The organism is Collinsella sp. TF12-2AT (genome assembly GCF_003436735.1).
GTDB lineage: Bacteria > Actinomycetota > Coriobacteriia > Coriobacteriales > Coriobacteriaceae > Collinsella.
This window is the reverse complement of record NZ_QSQK01000005.1, coordinates 61,669-81,599: the sequence shown is the minus strand read 5'-3', so window position 1 is coordinate 81,599 and position 19,931 is coordinate 61,669. Positions and strand designations below refer to the sequence as shown.

Annotated in this window: 12 protein-coding genes and 1 other RNA gene; 11 read left to right on the top strand and 2 right to left on the bottom strand. The window is 58.8% G+C overall.

Going from position 1 to position 19,931, the window contains the following annotated elements; translation table 11 throughout:
- Positions 1 to 39 precede the first annotated feature (39 nt).
- An RNA gene (ffs, locus tag DXD24_RS04860) (signal recognition particle sRNA small type) lies at positions 40 to 135 on the top strand.
- Between the two features lie 348 nt (positions 136 to 483).
- Here the strand turns inward: ffs and DXD24_RS04855 are convergent.
- The gene (locus DXD24_RS04855; RefSeq protein WP_147326348.1) at positions 484 to 1,476 is read right to left on the bottom strand and encodes a hypothetical protein; all 993 of its coding nucleotides are present in this window, start codon (positions 1,474 to 1,476) and stop codon (positions 484 to 486) included.
- 209 nt (positions 1,477 to 1,685) lie between these two features.
- Between DXD24_RS04855 and DXD24_RS04850 the strand changes: the two genes are divergently transcribed.
- The 9 genes from DXD24_RS04850 (at position 1,686) to DXD24_RS04810 (ending at position 15,716) form a co-directional block, all read left to right on the top strand.
- Positions 1,686 to 3,530, top strand: coding sequence for an ABC transporter ATP-binding protein (locus DXD24_RS04850; protein ID WP_117646300.1), 1,845 nt, complete (start codon positions 1,686 to 1,688; stop codon positions 3,528 to 3,530).
- Entirely contained in the window at positions 3,531 to 5,390 is a 1,860-nt protein-coding gene (locus DXD24_RS04845) for an ABC transporter ATP-binding protein (protein WP_117646299.1), read from the top strand. It abuts the gene before it with no gap.
- 127 nt (positions 5,391 to 5,517) lie between these two features.
- On the top strand, positions 5,518 to 6,069 hold the full coding sequence (gene bilS, locus DXD24_RS04840; RefSeq protein WP_117646298.1) for a flavodoxin family protein BilS: 552 nt from the start codon (positions 5,518 to 5,520) through the stop codon (positions 6,067 to 6,069).
- Between the two features lie 821 nt (positions 6,070 to 6,890).
- Positions 6,891 to 7,448 carry a signal peptidase I gene (locus tag DXD24_RS04835; RefSeq protein ID WP_370446238.1) on the top strand — a complete coding sequence of 186 codons (558 nt, stop codon included), beginning with the start codon at positions 6,891 to 6,893 and terminating at the stop codon, positions 7,446 to 7,448.
- A 70-nt stretch (positions 7,449 to 7,518) separates the two neighbouring features.
- Entirely contained in the window at positions 7,519 to 8,205 is a 687-nt protein-coding gene (locus DXD24_RS04830; RefSeq protein WP_117646296.1) for a SipW-dependent-type signal peptide-containing protein, read from the top strand.
- 92 nt (positions 8,206 to 8,297) lie between these two features.
- The gene (locus DXD24_RS04825; RefSeq protein ID WP_117646295.1) at positions 8,298 to 8,945 is read left to right on the top strand and encodes a hypothetical protein; all 648 of its coding nucleotides are present in this window, start codon (positions 8,298 to 8,300) and stop codon (positions 8,943 to 8,945) included.
- Between the two features lie 3 nt (positions 8,946 to 8,948).
- Positions 8,949 to 14,420, top strand: a complete 5,472-nt coding sequence (locus DXD24_RS04820) for a hypothetical protein (RefSeq protein WP_147326347.1) — start codon at positions 8,949 to 8,951, stop codon at positions 14,418 to 14,420.
- A gap of 1 nt (position 14,421) precedes the next feature.
- Positions 14,422 to 15,015, top strand: coding sequence for a hypothetical protein (locus DXD24_RS04815; RefSeq protein ID WP_117646293.1), 594 nt, complete (start codon positions 14,422 to 14,424; stop codon positions 15,013 to 15,015).
- Positions 15,016 to 15,017: 2 nt separating this feature from the next.
- Positions 15,018 to 15,716, top strand: coding sequence for a hypothetical protein (locus DXD24_RS04810; protein WP_117646292.1), 699 nt, complete (start codon positions 15,018 to 15,020; stop codon positions 15,714 to 15,716).
- Between the two features lie 698 nt (positions 15,717 to 16,414).
- On the opposite strand, the gene DXD24_RS04805 is transcribed toward DXD24_RS04810, so the two are convergent.
- Positions 16,415 to 18,715, bottom strand: coding sequence for an LTA synthase family protein (locus tag DXD24_RS04805; protein WP_117646291.1), 2,301 nt, complete (start codon positions 18,713 to 18,715; stop codon positions 16,415 to 16,417).
- Positions 18,716 to 18,928: 213 nt separating this feature from the next.
- On the opposite strand from DXD24_RS04805, the gene DXD24_RS04800 reads away from it, so the two are divergent.
- On the top strand, positions 18,929 to 19,777 hold the full coding sequence (locus tag DXD24_RS04800) for a nitroreductase family protein (RefSeq protein ID WP_117582961.1): 849 nt from the start codon (positions 18,929 to 18,931) through the stop codon (positions 19,775 to 19,777).
- Positions 19,778 to 19,931: the final 154 nt, after the last annotated feature.

Sequence of the window (19,931 nt, the reverse complement as noted above, 5' to 3'; positions counted from 1 at the left end):
GGGCGGGAGCAGGTAAGATATACCGAGCGCCTAGCGCGTTCGATGGGTTCGGATGACGACATGTTCCGAATCTGGTCAGGTCCGGAAGGAAGCAGCCATAAGGAGCCTCTGTCGGGCATCCGAATCCATCGAGTGCGCAGGCGTTTTTTGGTGCCGCGGCTACCCGCGAGTGCCGGCAGGGCGCTTGGTGTCTCGCTGGTCCTCGGCTTCGCCTGCGGGATCGCTCGACTACCAAGCGCCCTGCCGGCACTCGCGGGTAGCCGACCAAAACCGCCTGAAGGGTCACATTTATCTGAATAATTTAATCCCGTGCCTTTTGCTGCTCGCTGGCGTTGTCTGGGCATTGATGGCTACGTAGTTTAAGAGGCGGCGGTGCTGTTGTTTGAATTTTTGCAGTTAAAGAGGTCCGTTTCCCTAGGTGGGGAAACGGACCTCTTTTTGTCTCTGGGCTTGTGGATTGGCGAAGACAATAACCGCTGGCAGCTATTTTGAGTTCTTGATGCGGCGTGTGGCAGTGGCGGTTATTCCGAGGCCTGCGGCGGCGACTGCTACGAGTGCGATTGCGCTCGGTGCTGTGTCGCCCGTGTTTGCGAGCTTGCCGGCGGTCGTATCTGCTTGCTTGCCGCTGCTTGTGTTCGCTTGCTTGGTGGAGCTTGGTAGGGCGTCTTTGCCGGTTGCAGGTGAGCCAACGGGCGGTGTCGCCTCGGCGGGTTGCGCTGAGCCGGAGGGAGGCACTGTCTCGGTCGGTTTCGTTATCTCGGGCGAGGTGGCCTTGTCTGCCGCGGCCTTTGCCTCTTCGTATGCCTTGCAGGCGTCGTCATAGGCCGTTTGCGCTTTTTTCAAATTGTCGAGGAGCGCATCTCGCTTGGCTGTCTCTTCGTCGATATCAGTTTGACATTTTTCCGCATTGGCTTCGAACTTCGCGACGACACTTTCCTGGCTTTCGAGCCGGCGTTGGCAGCGGTGAAGATCATCTTCACAAGATTTTTCTCGCCTTTCTGCCGACATGATCTCACTTCGCAACTGCTTAATAGTTTCGTTAGAAGCTCCGTCGTCGATTGCCTTATTTAATTCTGCCTGAAGGCCGCTTGTCCGGTCGTGGGCCTCATCGTATTTGGCTTGGGCTGCATCGACGTTCGCTTGTAGGTAAAGAAGAGGTCCCCTTGAGTCGTCGGCTTCCTTCAGCATCCTGTCGCGGAGCGATTGCAAATCGGTAATCACATGCTCGATAGTCTCTAATATCTCAGGACCTGCGGCGTCTTTTGCGGCCTCGAGGTTTTTGAGCGCTTCCTGCATGGCTGCATACGCTTTTTCCTTTGCGGCGGCCGCGTCTTCCGTCTGCAAGGCAACTGCACCGGTGGGGGAGCTGATTTCTGCCGCGATCGCCGTTACGGGGGCGATTCCCGCGACAAGTGCCGCGGAAAGGGCGATGCCCACAGTTGCTCGTCTTGCTCTTCTTGAGAGAATGCCGTTCATCTCGGCACCTCATTTCAAGGGTCGGCGACTAACTTGGTAGCACTAATGTAAGTATATCAGGCAGTTTGCCCGCCATTGATCGGGCGTGCGCGTATACCCCTCTGAAAACTGAATCCCGTTAGAAATGACGAGTTGTTTACGCTTCTTTTGGGGTGGCGGTACTATCATGGTTCGAATTGAATGTGGATGATGATAGGGAGCGCCTTTTTATGATTGAGTTGCTCAGGCGTTTTGGTGGTAAGTTTCGCCGGTATATGGTGATCGGCCCTGCGTGCAAGTTGATCGAAGTGATCTTTGACCTGCTGACGCCGCTGGTGATTGCCCAGATGATTGATAAGGGTATCGGCGCACACGACGTGAACGCCGTCGTCCACTACGGTATGGTACTTGGCGCCATGGCTGTGATCGGCATCTCGTTTACGCTCGTCTGCCAAAAGATGGCGGCGCTCACCTCGCAGGGCATGGGCACCGACATTCGCGGCGCGCTCTACCAGCACATCAACAAGCTGAGCTATGCCGAACTCGACCGTTTTGGTACGCCGTCGCTCATCACGCGCATTACCAACGACGTCAACCAGGTGCAGCTCGCCGTGGCGCTGGGCGTGCGCATGCTCATCCGCTGGCCCTTCCTGGCGGCGGGCTCCATGGTCGCGGCCCTTGCCATCGACCTTAAGCTCGGCATCATCTTTTTGATTTGCACGCCCGCCATTGGTCTGGTGTTCTGGGTTGTCATGGCGCGCTGTATTCCGTACTACAAGCAGCTGCAGGCAAAGCTCGACCGCATCGCGCTTATCTGCCGCGAAGGCCTTTCGGGCGCTCGCGTGGTCCGTGCGTTTGTGCGTGAAGATCACGAGCGTGAGCGCTTTGCCCAAGCCGCCGATGACCAGGCCAATACTGCCATCGCGGTGGGCAAGCTCTCGTCGATTCTCAACCCCGTCACGTTTCTTGTGATGAACCTGGGCGTGTGCGCCATCCTGTGGGTCGGCGGCATCCAGGTCAACGTGGGCGAGCTCACGCAGGGTCAGGTCATGGCGTTCGTCAACTACATGACGCAGACCCTCACCTCCATCGTGTATGTCGCCAACCTGGTCGTGGTCTTTACCAAGTCGAGCGCCAGCGCGTCGCGTATCAACGAGGTGCTCAATTGCGTGCCGAGCATTACCGATGAGGGCAACCAGCCGGTCGCACTGCCCGAGCCGGGCAATGTCGCTCCCGTTCCTGCGTTGAGCTTTGACCATGCGAGCTTTTCGTTTGGCGTGGGCGCGGCAAATGCCGTGAGCGATGTGACGCTGGAGCTGCCGCTGGGCAAGACGCTCGGCATTATCGGCGGCACGGGCAGCGGCAAGTCCACGCTCGTTTCGCTTATCCCGCGCCTGTACGATGCGAGCGCTGGCAGCGTGAGCGTGATGGGCGCCGACGTGCGCGCCTGGCCGCTCGACCAGCTGCGCCATGTGGTCGCGACCGTCCCGCAGCGCGCGTCGCTGGTGAGCGGCACCATCCGCAGCAACCTGACCTGGCGTGACGAGTCAGCGACCGACGATGAGCTCTGGGCGGCGCTCGATATGGCGCAGGCCAGCGAATTCGTGCGCAACAAGCCGCAGGGGCTCGATGCCCCGGTCGAGGCGGGCGGTAAGAACTTCAGCGGTGGCCAACGCCAGCGCCTGACCATCGCGCGCGCCCTGGTGGGCTCGCCTCAGATATTGATCATGGACGACTCCGCCTCGGCGCTCGATTTTAAGACCGACGCGGCGCTTCGCCATGCCATCCGCGAGCGCAGCGTGCGCGGTGCCGCCGAGGGCGGGCTGCCGCTCACGACGGTCATCGTGAGCCAGCGCGTCTCGACCGTGCGCGATGCCGACATGATCTGCGTGCTCGACCACGGATCGGTTGCGGGCCTGGGCACGCATGACGAGCTGTATGCAAGCTGCCAGCTCTATCGCGAGATTTGCCAGTCGCAGCTGCGCCGCGAGGAGCTCGAGGGCCAGCAGGGGAGCACGGTGCCCGCGTCCGCCCCGACTGCCCCTGCGCCTACTTGCTCAAAGGAGGGCTGCTAAATGAATCCGTACACTTCCTCCGGTTCGGTCGCCACGATGACGGCAAACGTGTCCGGTAACGATAACCTCAACGACCTGGGCGACGGCCCGCGCCAGCCCGGCGACCCAGAGCGCTATCCCATGGGCGCGGTGACCCGCCGCCTGATGGGCTACGTCCGTCCGCACCGTATTTCGTTTACGGCGTCGTTTGTGAGCGCCGCTATCTCGGTGATTCTGCAGCTCTACACGCCTATCCTTATCGGCGAGGGTATCGACCTGATCGTTGCCGCGGGCCAGGTGGATTTCGATGCACTGCTGCCGCTCGTTACCAAGCTCGCGATAGTCGTTGTAGGTGCTGCGGCCTTCCAGTGGCTGCAGGGCTATTGCGTCAACCGCCTGTCCTACGAAACGGTGCGCGACATGCGCGTGGAGGCGAGCGACAAGCTCAGCCGTATGCCGCTCAGCTTTATCGACAGTCACGCCCACGGCGACCTTATGAGCCGCGTGGTCAACGACGTCGATCAGGTGGGCGACGGTCTGCTGCAGGGCTTCACGCAGCTCTTCACCGGTGTTATTACCATCGTGGGCACGCTCGCGTTTATGCTTTCCATCAACCTGACCATGACGCTCGTGGTGGTGCTCGTCACGCCGCTTTCCATTTTTGCAGCCGGTGCTATTGCCAAGCTCTCCAACAAAAGCTTTACGGCACAGCAGCGTATTCAAGGGCAGCTCGGTGGTCATATCGAGGAGTACGTAGGCGAGCAAAAGCTTGTCGACGCCTTTGCCTATGGCCCGAACGCCCAGCAGCGCTTCGATGCCCTCAATGCCGAGCTCTACACCGCGGGCGAGCGCGCGCAGTTTATGGGTTCGCTCTCCAACCCCGGTACGCGTTTTATCAATAACATCATCTATGCCGTGGTCGCTGTGATCGGCTGCGTGGGCGTGATCACGGGCGTGCCCGCGGCGCTTACGGTGGGCGGCGTGCAGATTTTCCTGTCCTATGCCAACCAGTACACCAAGCCGTTCAACGAGGTCACCAACGTCATTACGCAGATCCAGACCGCGTACGCCTCGGCGCGCCGCATGTTTGCGCTGCTCGATGCGCGCGAGCAGGAGCCCGATGCGACGGATGCCGCGGAGCTTGCCGCCCCGAAGGGCGAGGTCGCCTTTGAACATGTGGACTTTAGCTACGTGCCCGACCGCAAGCTGCTGCAGGATATCTGTATTGAGGCCAAACCCGGCATGCGCTTTGCCCTCGTTGGTCCCACGGGCTGCGGCAAGACGACGCTCATCAATTTGCTGCTGCGCTTTTACGATATCGATGCCGGTCGCATTGCGGTCGATGGCCGGTCTTCGCGTGACTACACGCGCGCAAGCCTGCGCCGCGCCTTTGGCATGGTGCTGCAGGATACGTGGCTGTTCGAGGGCACGGTGGCGGACAACATCGCTTACGGTTGCCCGGATGCCACGCGCGAGCAGGTTATCGAGGCTGCCAAGCGCGCGCATGCGCACAAGTTTATCGTGCAGCTGCCAGGCGGCTACGATACGGTAATCGGCGAGGACGGCGGCACGTTTAGCCAGGGTCAAAAACAACTGCTGTGCATCGCGCGCGTCATGCTCACCGACCCGGCTATCTTGCTGCTGGACGAGGCGACTTCGAGTATCGATACGCGCACCGAGCTGCAGGTGCAGGCGGCATTCGACGAGCTTATGGCCGGCCGCACAAGCTTTGTGGTGGCGCACCGCCTGTCGACGATCCGCAACGCCGACTGCATTCTGGTAATGCGCGACGGCCAGATTATCGAGCGCGGCACGCACGACGAGCTGCTAGCGGCAGGCGGCTTCTACGCCGAACTCTACCGCAGCCAATTCGCCCAGTGAGCAAGCCCGCGGGGCAAATTAATCAATCGACAGACGGTGGTTTACATCTGTCACGTTAGTACTAAGATATTCATCTAATAAATTGCATTAGTGGCTTTAGTTTTGGGGGATACGAGGCAACGTGACTATGACGTGCTCTTTGGTGGTTAACAGCAAGAGCGGTAATACCAGGATGGTTTCGGGTGCGATCAAGCGCACGCTGCAGGCTGCAGGTGTTGAGTTTGTCCATGCCGCCGCGTTGAGCGATGATGCAGATCCGGAGCAGGTCGCGCACGAGGCAGAGGGTGCCTGCGCTGCCGATACGGTGCTCGTTGGTTTTTGGTGCGACAAGGGCGCCTGCACGCCCTCGGTGGCGGCGCTGCTTTCCGCCCTACATGGCAAGCGCGTCTTTTTGTTTGGCACCTGCGGCTTCGGTGCCGACCAGAGCTATTTTCAGCAGATTATCGACCGCGTGTCGTCCAATTTGGCCAATGATGCCGAGCTTGTAGGCTGGGCGATGTGCCAGGGCAAGATGGGTCCTGCGGTTAAGCAGCGCTACGAGGCGATGCTCGAGCAGGATCCCGGCAATGCTCGCTTTAAGATGCTGCTCGACAACTGGGTTGCCGCGAAGGACCATCCCACCAAGGAGGATCTGGACAACATAGCGGCGGCGGCCAAGAAGGCCGTGTTGGGCGAGTAGCTTCGCCGTTCGCGGTCCTTCGTGCAAAACAATACAAATGTGAAAGCCTCGAAGTTCTCGAGGCTTTTTTCTTGACATGAGGGCGCCCCTTTATTGATGGAAGGCCTAATAAGCTGATTGTTCTATGCCCGGATGTGTGCGGAGTGGGATGGGATTTCCGGATGGGTGGGGTTGCGGAAGCTGCGTCCCGGAATTTGCCTTTGGAATGGGATGCCGTTTCCGGTTGAGGGACTCTGTGGAAAATGCATCCCAGTATTCGGCTGAGAAATGGGATGTAGTTTCCGGTTGAGGGCCTTGGCGGAAAGTGCGACCCGGAATTTGTGATCGGAGTGGGATGTGGTTTCCCAACGGGGGCACAAGCGGAAGCCGTATCCCACTCCGGACGTGAATTCTGGGACACGGTTCTCAGAGGATTATGGGCTGCGAACTACATGGGGCTGTCATAAAACTCCGGCAAAGGAGGGGTCGGAAATAAATGACACTTCCAGTAGTTTGTTTTAATGTGGGGGGGGGGGGGGGGGGTACCATTATTTTAGTTTCGCAAAAAAATCGAACCTTCTATGGGGAAGTTGCGTAGGGGGTTAGTTATAAGTATTGGATAAAACAGACTAATTTGGGGATAAATGACCACTTACGCCAAAATAAGTAGCATTTAGCGATAAAACATTGAAAAATGTGTAGCACATCGCTATGTTTTTATTACGAAAAGATTCCAAATTGGCTTATTTCGGACTCACTTTTCAAGCGCCTTGCGGTTCCTGTTGAAACTTGCTGACCTTTGGATGGGTCGAATAGGTCCTCAAGGGGTGTGAATTATCACTTTGACGGCGCGTAGACTCAAACGATTTATTGCACTTTTGAGTAGCTTGGCGTTCGCGCTTGTCATAGCCCTTGCCGTTGTTTCTTTTGTGCCTCGCGCATTTGGATACACGCCCTTTGCTGTGCTTTCGGGCTCTATGGAACCCGAGCTTCCCGTTGGCTCCATGGTGTTTGTCCGCCAGGTTGAGCCAACGGATATTGCCGTGGGCGACAATGCAACCTTTTACCGATCGGACGGCGCCGTGGTGACGCACCAGGTGTATCAGATCGACCCTGTGGCGCAGATGATCGGCACGCAGGGAATTGCGAACATAAATGCAGACGGAAGCATCATGCACGATGCCGAGCAGACGCCTTTTTCGAGTGTTATCGGCACTGTTTCTTTTTGTGTCCCTTACCTGGGCTTCGTTAACGCATATTGCACGACGATGCCCGGTTTGCTTGTTGTGGTGGCCGTTCTGGCGCTGCTGGTCGCGGCGTCGATTGTGCTCGATCGGGTGGTTCCCGACGAGCCTGCGGGCAAGCATGCCCGCGCGCATGCGAGGGAGCGGCGTTCATAGCGGCAGGGAAAAGCGTCGGCGGCGGTAGGGGCCGTTGCCGGGGAAAACGATTCTCGAAAGGAAGAGAACGATGGAAAACAAGAAGAAAAAGCGCTACGGCATCATTGCCGCCCTGTTGCTGCTGGTATTGGCTGCCGGCGTGGGAACGTATGCATGGCTGACGGCGCAGTCGAGCCTGCCCAACAACTTCACTACTGCGGGCATTAACAAGCCCACTACCGATCCCGATCATCCGAGTCAGCCGCTTCCGGATGATAACACTAAGGTCAACGGCAACCTGACCGAGACTAAATGGGTTGCGAACTCCAAGCTCGCCCCTGGCGTGTCTGTTCCTAAGAATCCTAATGTCGGTATTGGCAAGGGATCCGAAAACGCTTATGTGTACGTTTTCGTGAAGAACGAGACGGCGTCTGCTGGGACTGCTAATTCCAGGAAGACTTACTTCACCATTAACTCTGGCTGGAAGGCCGTTGATGCGACCACCGTTGAGGGAGAGCCGACTCATTATCTCGGTGGCCTTTTCGTTTATGTTGGCGATGGGACCGAGGCAACTCCGCTTATTGCCAGCAAGACCGAGGACAAGTGGACCGGTGAGCTGTTCAGCAATGTGACTACGCCCAAGGAGACCGAGCAAAAGGATTTCGCCAAGGATGCCAAGATGACGGTCAACTGCTTCGTTTACGCTGCAGACAGCACCACTGAGGGCTCGGCTGCGTCTGCTGAGGTTGCTGCCAAGGATTGGGCTAAGGACCTGTAGTAATCCAACCCCCCCACTGAGATCCCGGCCCGCCCCCACCCCTATATTCGGGCCGGGATCTCGGTCCCCCCTATCGACGACTGGCGAACGTAATGCTCAACAATCTTTCCGACAATCAGAAACGCACCTTGGCGCTTGCCGCGATGGCGCTGTTGGCCCTGGCATGCCTGTGCGGCACGCTGGCTTTTACCGTTGATATGGTTCCGGCGAACAACGTTCTATCGTTTGGCAGCGTGAAGGTACGAGTCTGCGAATACACCCTCAACGAGCAGGGCGAGGAGATTCCGTTTGAGCCCAACGAGCACGGGGACTATCCCGACACCAAGGCCGGGGGTTCTGACATCAGCCGCATTGTGCGCGTGGAGAACGTCGGCACGCAGCCCGAGTACGTTCGCGCGCGTCTGCACATGACGTCGGTGGCGCCCGACGGTTCGAGCGCGGATGCTTCGGGCAGCGTTGCGTTTCATGTGAACGCGGGCGAGGGGTCCCCGTGGATCGATGGCGGCGATGGGTGGTACTACTACCGCGGATTGGCCGGGCGTGGCGGCACGCTCGACCCCGGCGCCATGACGGAAAGCCTCATGGACTCGCTGCGCTTTGTGGGCGACTACCACGATGCCGCGCGCGGCGGCTCATTCAGGCTCGATATCGATGTTGAGGCCGTGCAGGCCAAAAACCAGCAGGCAAGCGATACCGTCCTCGACGTGCTTGACGTCGCGGGCTGGCCGGAGGCGAACTAGCCTATGGAGATTAAGAACATGAACCGAGGCGTGCTCGGCAGGCTGATCGCTGTGGTGGCAATCGCCCTTTGCTGCGTTGTAGCGCTGCCGGCGGCAGCGTATGCCGAGGATGTGCCCGAGGACAAGACCGAATTCCATATCACAAACAGGAACGACTTCCTGGCGTGTGTCGCGCTGTCGCGACAGCGCGACACGTCGCAGTGGCGCGTCTATCTCGATAACGATATCGTTCTTAACGATGATGATATGAACGCCATTGTTGAGGATACGGTCAAGCACCTCTCCTTTGGCAACAAAGAACATCCCTTTAAGGGCGTCTTTGACGGTCAAAACCATACCGTGAAGGGCCTGAACTACGAGAATAAGGTCTTGGATCCCGAGCGCGACACGGGCTTTTTTGCCGAGACCGATGGCGCCACCATCAAGAACTTCCTGGTCAAGGATGCCAACATTTGGGCTGACTTCCGCGGCGGCATTATCGTGGGCAGGGCCGTCAACACGCGCTTCGAAAACGTTATGGTCATGGAGAGCACGCTGCACGTGACCTGCGCCAACAATGCTCTCAACCTCATTACCAACGCAGGCTTTGAGGGCGGTCTCATCGCCGGCGAGCTCGACGGCTGCACCCTCTACAACTGCGAGGTCCGTGGCGGCCGTGCCGTCAACAATACGACCTCGGGCGTGCAGGCGCTCGGCGGTGAGGGTCTGTATATGGCGGCGTTTGCCGGCTACGTTAAGAACTCGACTATCGAGTACTGCCGCGTGACGCCGACGCGTAAGGACGACGGCTCGATTGCCGAGAAGGGCATGACCGACGTCACCAATAAGTACGACGTGGCAATTGGCGCCCTGGGCGGCAACAACGTGTACGCCTCGGGTTTTGTGGGCTGCATGGCGGGCGAGGCCAAGATTATCGACTGCTTCTCGACGGCGCAGTGCTACAGCTATGCCGCGTCATATGTGGGCGTCGTCGCCGTGACGCGTGCGTGGACAGGCGGCCTGGCGGGCCGAATTTTGACCGCCGAGGGCAACGAGCTCGTCCGCAGCCATTTTGCGGGCGATTTGAGTTCGCGCCAGTACAATCCCATCGCCGTGATCCCCATCATTCAAAACGATGTGAACCTGGGCGGCATTGCCGCGCGTGCCAACAGGGATGATGCCACGGTCACCGAGTGCTACTTTAAACCGAGCGTGAGCTTGAATGGCAATAGCCAGGGTAATCCCGCTAAAAAGAAAATCCCCGCGTTTGGCGGCGACGGTACCACTAAGGGCGACGGCTATGGCCCGTGGGACGACGAGCGCTACATCACGCGTGAGCTATGGGAAGAGCACGACTACGACTTCTGTGCCCGCACCATGCGCTCGACCGCCAACGACGATGCCCTGGGTGGCCAGCACACCAATGAGTGGGCGATGGATTACAAGCTGAATATCCCCGTGCATGGCCAAAGCGTTAAGGCGACGATCGATTTTCCCGGTGCGGGTACCGCGACAATCGAGGCGACCAAACTCGGTATTGATCAGGCGACTTCGGATCCGTACGCTTTTGCCGTGAGCGCCGTGCTGGCGGGAACGGCTCAGGGCTTGGCCCAGGGCGATACATCGGTAACGTTTAAGCAGGATACCTCCGCAAAGCCCAAGGGCTTGACCGATGCCAACGGCGGTTATCGCTTCATGGGCTGGTTCCGCGAGTCCGGAGTCAATGTGAACCGTATCGATGCCGATAACGCCTGGTTTAACGGCAAGACCGATGCCGATGCCGTTAAGGCTGGCAAGCAGGTCCAGAAGAACGAAGCGCACGAGATAACGTCGACCTATACCGCCGATAACGCGAAGGGGGCCGAGGCCTTTAAGGGCAACGACCTGTTTATTGCTTCGTACGAGGCGCAGGTACTGTTCTATAACGTCAAGGGCGAGACGCTCGCGTGGCAGAGCGGCGAGGAGCACGACAAGTCGACGGACTGGTACCGCTATGGCGTCGGTTTAACGCCGGCTGCCCCTGCGGACCGCGGCACTCTTTCCGCCAGCGCCACCTTTATCGGTTGGACGACGCAGCCGAGTGGCGAGGCCGGGATGCATGGCGGTTACGCGGCCATCACCTCGCCTAAGCTTGCCGAGCTAAAAAACGCCGGTGCGTTCTATCCTGCCGGCACCGAGATCACTGTGCTTGGTCCTACCGATTTTTATCCGGTGTACACCGACTATGTGTCGAACATCATGACGGTGTTTGAGGGCAATGAGCAGGATGCAACCGACGATCAGACTCGGCGCGACGGTGTGGGCAAAACTGACGTTAAGGTTGAGACTGCCGAGGATGGCACAAGCGCGTATACCGTACGGGTGCTCGACGTATCCGGTAAAGCTATATCCGAGGGCGGCGCGCTTCCTGATGGCTACCGCTTCCTGGGCTGGTATGAAAACAAGCAGGCTGCCAATGGGTCCGAAGTTGAGGTTCGCGTGAGCCGCGATCCCAGCTATACGCTCCCCGCCGATGTCGATTTAACCGCGCCGCATACCTACATCGCCCGCTTTGAGTACCGCGTGGATTATTACGTTCGGGCTTATACCAACCATGAGTTTACGGACAGCAAGCTACTTTGTTCCGTTTGGAATCGCTATCAAACGCCCTTTGAGGAAAACGTCGGTAGTACCTTCGTGCGTGAAAACGTCGTCCACTGGGGCCCGGAGCATGTTGACCACGGTATAAAGGATAGTTATGAAACGTGTGGCACGCGCTTCACGAAGGAAACCCTTGTCGTGAGTCCCCTTAACGCGTACTCGCACAACGTTAAAAACGATACGGGAGCCGATACTCTAAAAAACCTCTATGCCGATACCGATTTTCCAGGCGCTGCAACGCTAAGCGATACTTGGACTTCGGCTTCGCTGAACGTAACGGTCAAACCGGTGAATGATCGCTATCGCCTGAATTTCTGGACGCTTGAGCGCGATGGTGAATATTGGACATATGTGAAAAATCCCATCGAGAGCATGGTGCGTACAGATAAGAAGTACTACGTTCGCGCGATGATTACCACGGACGTTAATTTCTACAACAAGGGCGATAATGTCGTGAGGACTGCCACGCGGCGCTATGAGAGTAACTTGCTGCAGACCAAGGTGAACGGGGCGGATCCGACGTTCACGTATTACTACCCGCATGTGAACACCTCGGTTGAGGCAAAAGGAAAGCCGCAGGACGGGCTAACTGGTTCTTATGAAAGCCCCTTGACCCTTGAGTCTTCTCCGACCGATGCGGAGATGGCGGTGCCGGGTTATAAGTTCCTGGGCTGGATTTCGACCGCCGAGGTCCAGATGGGTTCTCCCGTCTGGAATTATATCTACGATGTCAAGGGTGATTCCTTCACTACTTCTGACCCGGATAAGGCCGAACCGTATCTGGTGAAACCAGATTTTAAGGTCACCCAGTGGCAGGATGCCTATCCGGTGTACGCGAAGTACGATGTTAGGTACACCACCAACCTGTATCGCGCCGGTTTCAAGGGCACGGACAAGGTCAATGTGCCTAGGTACGACATCGATCCCGTTATCAACGCGGGCGCCGACCCTGCTACGGCAACGGTGACCCCTGACGTCACGACTCCGGTTTATAAAGCAGGCGGTGAGCTGTATAAGTTGCAGAAGGTTGAGATCGAGCTTCCGAATGGCGAAGTTGAAGAGATCGAACCTAACGGCGATAACTCGTATTCCCATCAGGTGGAACCCGGCGGGGCCTATACATTTGTGGCGTACTATTCGCCGTTGGCGGTCGTGTATCATCTCAATGCCAAAGATGTGGATGGCAAAGTTGCTCAGCAGGGCGATAGACTCGGCAACCTTACGGGTGGCATGCCGCTGCCTACGTATAACGTCGGCGAGATTGATGCCGCAACGAACGCATACAATGCCTTCGTAGGCTGGACGGAAACTAAGCCGGCGGCAGGCAGCGGGTATGTCGTTTGGTCGGACGGCGTTCCCATGGTGGATAAAAACACGGTGGTCAAGGCCCCCATGGAGCTGTACCCGGTTTACCGTACCAGCCCGGTGCATGTCCAATCAAATATCGATACCAACCTGGACGACCCCGGTTCCGTGCGTTATCTTTCGCGCACCGACTCTGGCGATCAAATTTCGCTGGAGGTAAAAGCTGTAACTGAGGTTGTCGGCAAAGACGGCACCAAGTACGACTTTGTCGGCTGGTCACGCGACTATAAGGGCAACGATAGCTACACTCTTATGACAGGGGACAAGACTTATTTCCTCGATGGCAACGAGCCGTTCCGAGAGGTCACATACACGGCGATCTACAAGCCTACGCCGCTTAAAGTGCGCTATCACGACACCGAAGGCAACGTCATCTACACCGCTACGGTAGACCCGAACGATACGAGTGTTCTGCGTGGCCAGGATGGCAATGCCGGCTTTGTTCAGACAGTTAAGGTGCCCAAGATGGACGAGAACGGCAACCCGGTCTATGACGACAAGGGTGAACCCGTCATGGAGCCAAAGGAAGTGGCCTACGATCCCGAAGCCTACTCCGCAATCGTCGCATTCCTGGGCGAGCGAGCGGATAGCAGCTTGAAGGAGTTGTTCTTGGAGTGGCAGTGGGTTAATGGCGACAAAGCTGTGGCGTGGAGCGACTTCAAGGGTAAACCGGTTACAGCCAACATGGATTTGTATCCGGTGACGTATAAGGTCGTCGCTAACGACACGTCGGACGATGCGAGCCCTAAGAATGTGACCGGGCAGCTCAAGTGGTTGCTTGATCCCAATGCCGCGAACACGATAGATGACAAGAGCGATAAGGCGCCGTTCAAGGCTTGCTTTGCAAAGCCCTTCATGGGCACGCAACTGACGGTGCACGTTGACCGCGTGGGCTATGGTCTTCCTGGCCAGACTCCTGCGCCTGTCAACGGGAAGTATGTCTCGCTTTACAGTTCGGGTTCAGGCGAGGGCTCGTTTGAGCTGACGAATCGTTTGGACTACAAGCTCACGGGCGACGGCACTCAGAGCGATGGCAATGCGGTGTTCGATTTCGCCGCTACGCATACGCTCAAGATCGTCAAGCAAACCCAGGATAGCTGGGCGAAGGGCAAGACGTTCCGCTTCAAGGTTTCCCGGGCCGGCATGGACGGCAACGCCTTGGAGGAACGCACGGTTGAGGTAACGGTGTCATCGGATGAGCAGCTGAAGGACGGTTCCACCTGGTACTCCGGCGCTATCGAGCTTGCGGTCCCGGCGGGTATCTACACCGTCGAGGAGGACTCAGCGTGGGCATGGCGCTACAGCAGCCAGATCGGCGTCCCCGGCAAGCAGCCGGGCGATAAGGCGCAGACAACCATCTCCGCTGCTTCGAGCGCGAACGACGCCACGTTCACCTGCACGAACACGCGTGTGAACGACAAATGGATTGACGGCAGCGATCGTGCCCATAACGTTTGGAGCAACGGCAACGTAGCAAAGAAGGAGGATTAGCATGTCCAAGCGCAAGCGCATCATCGCCTTGCTGGTGGGGGTTATCCTCCTGGCCGGTACGGCAGGCACGTTGGCCTGGCTTTCGGTTACGGGCGTGCTGGTCAACCAGTTCGGCATCGGGTCGGTGACGCCATCGGTTCAGGAAACGCTCAACGGCAAAGTGAAAAGCGATGTCAAGGCGAAGAACACGGGTACTGCGCCCGCCTATATTCGTGCTGCAGTGGATATCTACTGGCAAGATGCGACGAGCGGCGCCCGCCTGTGGGATGAGCCAAAAGCTGGCACGGATTACGAGATTGCGTGGAGCGTGGCTGATGCCTCGGGCGCGAACTCGGCTGATAACTGGGTTAAGGCGAGCGACGGGTTCTATTACTGGACGTCGCCCGTTGCTCCCGGCGCTGAAACCGGCGTGCTCATTAATAGAGTTACCGAGCTCAATAATAGAGTTACCGAGCTCAAGACAACCGGAGGTCGCAATCTTGTCGTTGATATCTCCACTCAGGCGGTCCAGGCGACGCCCGATGAGGCCGTGCGCGATGCATGGGGCTGTACGGTCGAGGATGGCGTGCTGGTGCCGCCGCATGGAGGTGCGTAAGTATGGCGTTCCCAATTCGCAAAGGCGTTGCGTGCTCCTTGCGTTGCGTGGTCGCGGCTATTCTCTGCATGGTTACGCTCGCCGTTCCTGCCCGCGCGTTTGCCGATACTCTCGCGATTGCGTATGACGGAAATGCGCGCCAGCTGACGGTCTCGGGGGCGACGGGCTCCTCGGGGGAGCCCGATCTGTTTCCCGCCTTTAAAGGTCTAATGCCCGGCGATGTGCGCGAGCAACAGATCGAGGTTCGTGCCACGGGTGTAAAGTCCCAGGTACGCGTGTTTGTGCGGGCCGCTGTCGATCACGAGACGGCACACCTGCTGTCGCCTATTACCTTAACGGCGTCGGCGGGCGATGCGTCTGCCGGTTGGCTCCAGACGGGAACGCCGGGCAGTGTGTTCGCCTATCCCACGCAGGTCGCAACGTTTACGAACGATGGCAGCACGGTGCTCAATTTGCAACTAAGTGTCCCGACGTCGGTGGGCAATGAGCTTGCCGACGCAAACAAGGCAATTCGCTGGGAGATTACCGCCGAGGACGATGGCGAGAAGATTCCCGTGCGGCCTGCTGGCAGCAAAGGGGCCGGCGTGCTTGGTTTGGCGGCAACCGGCGACAGCACGCTCACGTTGCTTTTGATGTTGCTGACACTTGCAATCATCGCTTTTATTGCTGCGCTGCTTTTGTCCCGGAGGAATAAGCGCTAGGTCCATCTTCTAAACGCAACGCCCTCCCGGGCGGCGGGCACGAAGTTCCCTGCTCTACAGTCCTGCGCAAGACGAAGGCCACATTAAGTTGCCTTCTTTGCGTGCGGAACTCGCGATAAACTTCGTGCCCGCCGTCCGGGAGGGCGCCCCTTTATTGATGGAAGGCCTAATAAGCGGATATTCCATGCCCGGATGTATTCAGAGCGGGGTGGGCTTTCCGGATGGGCGGGGTCTCGGAAAGCTCATCCCGGAATTCGCCTTTGGAATGGGATGCACTTTCCGATTGAGGGACTCAGCGGAAAATGCATCCCAGTATTCGGCTGAGAAATGGGACACGGTTTCCGGTTGAAGCCTTGGCGGAAAATGTGACCCGGAATTTGTGATCGGAATGGGATGCGGTTTCCCAACGGGGCCACAAGCGGAAACCGCATCCCATTCCGGACGTGAATTCCGGGACAAGCTTTCCGCGATGCGCATGCCAGGCCACGCTTCTGCTACGAGGCGAGCGCAGCTTCTCATCAGCCCACTCAACTCGCAACGGGTGAGGGGCGGCGGCAGGCGGAGGCGCGGGAAAGGTCTGTCGCGAGTTCCGCACGCAAAGGGGGCCACTTAATGTGGCCCCCGTCTTGCGCAGGACTGTTTGAGCAGCAGACCTTTCCCGCGCCTCCGCCTGCCGCCGATTCGGGCCCCCGACTCCGTTACTTGATCTTGGTCGTACCCGGCGCCAGGTTGGGGTCGGTCTCGTTGGCCTCGGTCTGGAAGTGCTCGGTATACACGTTCTTGCCGTCGCGGAACATCTCGTAATACTGCATCTTGGCGTAATCCTCGCGCGCCTTGGTGGCGGCTGCTGCGGCGGCGTCGTCACCGGTGACGTTGGAGGAAAGCGCCCAACGCAGGCTGGCGTCCTCGTAGCCCACCGAGTTGATGGCGGGCAGCGACTCGCGCAGCGTCATGTGCGCTTTCTGGTAGTCGGTCAGCGGTGCACCGATCAGCTGCATGAGCTGGGTGGACAGGTAGTTGGTGGACAGGTCGTCGGTCTCACTCGTCTGGTCGCAGCCGGCAACGTCGTAGTTAGCCCAGATGATGTAGTCGGTCTGCCACAGGCGCTCCTGGTGGGTGGCGTCGTCCTCGCCGGTAAACCACTTGTCATTGAACTTGGACGGGAAGAACGGCTGGTGGTCGCCCCAGAACACCACGACCACCTTGCGGTCAAGTTTGCTCAGAGCGTTGAGGAAGTAGCGCAGCGCCTGGTCGGACTGCTCGATGCACGAGACATACTCGTCGACATCGGACAGCGTGCCGTCCTCGACGGTCTTGGCGTCCAGATCGGTCGTGTCGATGTTGAGGTGCATCTGCTTATCTGCCGGCAGCAGGCCCGTGTCGTAGCCCGAGTGGTTCTGCATGGTCACGTCGAAGACAAACTGCGGATCGGCGTTCTGGTCGAGCAGCTCAAGAATCTTGTCGTAGGTCGCCTGGTCGGTCACCATACCGCGCAGGGTGTCGGCGCCCTGGAAGTCGTTGATGGACAGGAACTGGTCAAAGCCAAAGTCCTTGTAGACGTTCTCGCGGTTCCAGTTGGTCGCGTGGTTGGGGTGCATGGCCGTGGTGGAATATCCGAGCGACTTGAACTGCTCTGCCAGGTTCCCGGTCGTTTCCATGTTGTAGATGGTGTAGGGGTACACGCCCGAGCCCAGGTTGGCCATGGAGTTGCCGGTCATAAACTCAAACTCGGTATTGGCGGTACCGCCGCCGTAGGCGCTCACGTAGAGCTTGCCACGGCTAAGGCAGTTGGACAGGCTCTTAAAGTACTGCGGGCCCTCGTAGCCGGCGCGCATGTTCTGGTAGATTGACAGATCCGAGAACGTCTCGTTCATGATAGCGATGACCGTGGGCTTCTCGCTGTCGAACTGCTCCTTTGCGGCGGCGCGCTCGTCGCTCTTGGCCGCGTCGGATTTGTCGTAGGCCTTGGCGTACTTTTTGAGCGTGGCCTTGGCGTCATCGACAGAATAGTCGGCGGGTTTGGGCGGCTTGATGGACTGTGCCGCGCTAATAAAGGCAGGCAGATAGCCCTCGCGCCAGTAGCTCTCGAGCGGACGCCAGGTGTAGACGGTGATGCCGAGGGTGTTGTAGTAGTCGATGAGCGTGACATGCGCGGTCACGCCGCCCAGGCACAGCACCGCCACGAGCAGGTTGGTGAGCAACATGCGCTTGGCGTTGGCGGCGCCCTTCTGACGGTGCGGCGCGACCAGGCCGGCGTACTCGCACAGCAGCATGGCGATGGCGGTAAAGCCCATGGATAGCACGCAGAACAGCGAGATCGAGAAGGTGTAGCCGGTGCCGGCGACTGCGGCGGCGGTGGAGATGGCCGAAAGGTCGCCCGGCTGGATGGGCATGGATTTAAACGTGATGACAAAGAACTCGGCAATGCCCAGGACAAAGAGGGCAAAGGCCAGGACCGCGGGAGCTGCGCCGTGGCGCTGGAATAGGAAGAACAAGCCAGTCATGAGTGTGGCGATGATGGCCCACTCGAGCAGGATGCACAGGGGGTAGACCCAGGTAAAGTCGTGGTTGGACGAGACCTCCATGCCCAGCAGCGCAAAGACGCCGGCGAGCAGCAGGCACAGGACGGCGGCGACGAGCGGTTTGCCCACAAAGGCGCCGCGCAGGCGGGCGAGCTTGCCGGTGGGGGCGGGGGCGTCGGGCTCGGCGAACGCAAAGACGCGCGGGGCGATGCGGTCGCGGGCGATGCTGGCCCAAGCGCATCCGGTGAGGATGGCGTTGGTCAGGATGAGCATCACAAAGGCGAGCGGCTCGTTTTGGGCGACGAGGCCAATGGCACCCCAAATGGTCAAAAAGAGCTGGAACAGGCCGAAGGCGACGCTCCACCCAAGAGCGCTTTTGGCAACGGTGCCCGACTGAGCGCGAATGGCCTTGGCCTCGCGCAAGACAAGGTAGACGGTCGCCGCAAGACCGACGAGCGAGATGGCGGCAGCGAACATGCTGAGACTCCTCACAAACTAAAACCTACGAAAGCGGGGATTTACCCGATTGTTACCAAGATATGCGCAGCAATTGGTGGCTGCGCACAACAACCAGCCATATTAACGCGCGCGTGTGGCGGTGTGGCGCAATGTAGTGGCGACCTGCGCGATAATGGACGGGAATTACACGGAAACGTAATGGCTTCTTAAAGAAATGGCAGGGATGGGGCAATGGGCGAGCAGGTTTGTGCGGCGGCTTTGGATACGAACGGCTATTCGGTCGAGACCACGGGCAACGCGGTATTGGACACGCTGGAACACCGTTCTTCCACGCGTGCCTTTGCGCGCGATGACGACGGCCGTCCCGTGGCGGTGACCGACGAGCAGCGGGCGGCGATTCTGCATGCGGCGAGCCGTGCGCCGTCGGCAGGCGCCATGATGATGTACTCCATCGTGAGCATTCGCGAGCAGGCTACGCTCGATCGCTTGGCCGATCTGTGCGACCACCAGCCGATGATCGCCAAGGCGCCCTGGGCATTAATATTTGTAGTCGACTATGCCAAGTGGATCGATCTGTTTGAGCATGTGGGTTGCTTTGAGCCCGAGTTTGTAGAGCGCACGGGCAAGTCGCCCCGTCGTGCTCCGGGCCTGGGCGACTTTGCCATCGCGGCGCAGGATGCCGTGATCGCTGCTCAAAACGCCGTGGTTGCCGCCGAGGCCCTGGGGCTGGGGAGCTGCTATATCGGAGATATCGTCGAGAACGCCGAGGAGGTTGCCGCACTGCTGGATTTGCCTGCCCATACCATGCCGCTGTCGATGCTCATCATCGGCACACCCCGCAAGGAGCGCCCGGCAATCGCGCATCCCGTGGTGAACCTGGTGCACGAGGAGCACTACCGCCGCGCCGACGCCGCGACGATGGACACGCAGGTGGCCGAGATGGACGCGATGTTTCGCCCGCATGCCCGCGAGGTGGGTGAGCGCGTCGTCGACATCTACACCCGTAAGCACACGAGCCCCTTTATGGCCGAGATGAGCCGCTCTATGGAGTGGTGGTTCAAAAACTGGCTCGGAAAATGACGAATGTGACAAAGGGGGCATCCCTTTGTCACATTCCATATCGCCGCGGTGGCCTAAAGGCCGCATAAATGTTTATCTAGCTGGGAAAACGGTGCCATTAAAATATGGGCTGATTACATATAATCCCGTCGAACGTTAAAATTGGGAGGAAACC

Bases quoted from the DNA above. Each gene is read 5' to 3' on its own strand.
- DXD24_RS04825 (WP_117646295.1), top strand. From the start codon at position 8,298: ATGCTCAACAATCTTTCCGACAATCAGAAACGCACCTTGGCGCTTGCC.
- DXD24_RS04805 (WP_117646291.1), bottom strand. From the start codon at position 18,715: ATGTTCGCTGCCGCCATCTCGCTCGTCGGTCTTGCGGCGACCGTCTAC.
- DXD24_RS04820 (WP_147326347.1), top strand. From the start codon at position 8,949: ATGGAGATTAAGAACATGAACCGAGGCGTGCTCGGCAGGCTGATCGCT.
- DXD24_RS04850 (WP_117646300.1), top strand. From the start codon at position 1,686: ATGATTGAGTTGCTCAGGCGTTTTGGTGGTAAGTTTCGCCGGTATATG.
- DXD24_RS04830 (WP_117646296.1), top strand. From the start codon at position 7,519: ATGGAAAACAAGAAGAAAAAGCGCTACGGCATCATTGCCGCCCTGTTG.
- DXD24_RS04855 (WP_147326348.1), bottom strand. From the start codon at position 1,476: ATGAACGGCATTCTCTCAAGAAGAGCAAGACGAGCAACTGTGGGCATC.
- bilS (WP_117646298.1), top strand. From the start codon at position 5,518: ATGACGTGCTCTTTGGTGGTTAACAGCAAGAGCGGTAATACCAGGATG.
- DXD24_RS04800 (WP_117582961.1), top strand. From the start codon at position 18,929: ATGGGCGAGCAGGTTTGTGCGGCGGCTTTGGATACGAACGGCTATTCG.
- DXD24_RS04815 (WP_117646293.1), top strand. From the start codon at position 14,422: ATGTCCAAGCGCAAGCGCATCATCGCCTTGCTGGTGGGGGTTATCCTC.
- DXD24_RS04810 (WP_117646292.1), top strand. From the start codon at position 15,018: ATGGCGTTCCCAATTCGCAAAGGCGTTGCGTGCTCCTTGCGTTGCGTG.
- DXD24_RS04845 (WP_117646299.1), top strand. From the start codon at position 3,531: ATGAATCCGTACACTTCCTCCGGTTCGGTCGCCACGATGACGGCAAAC.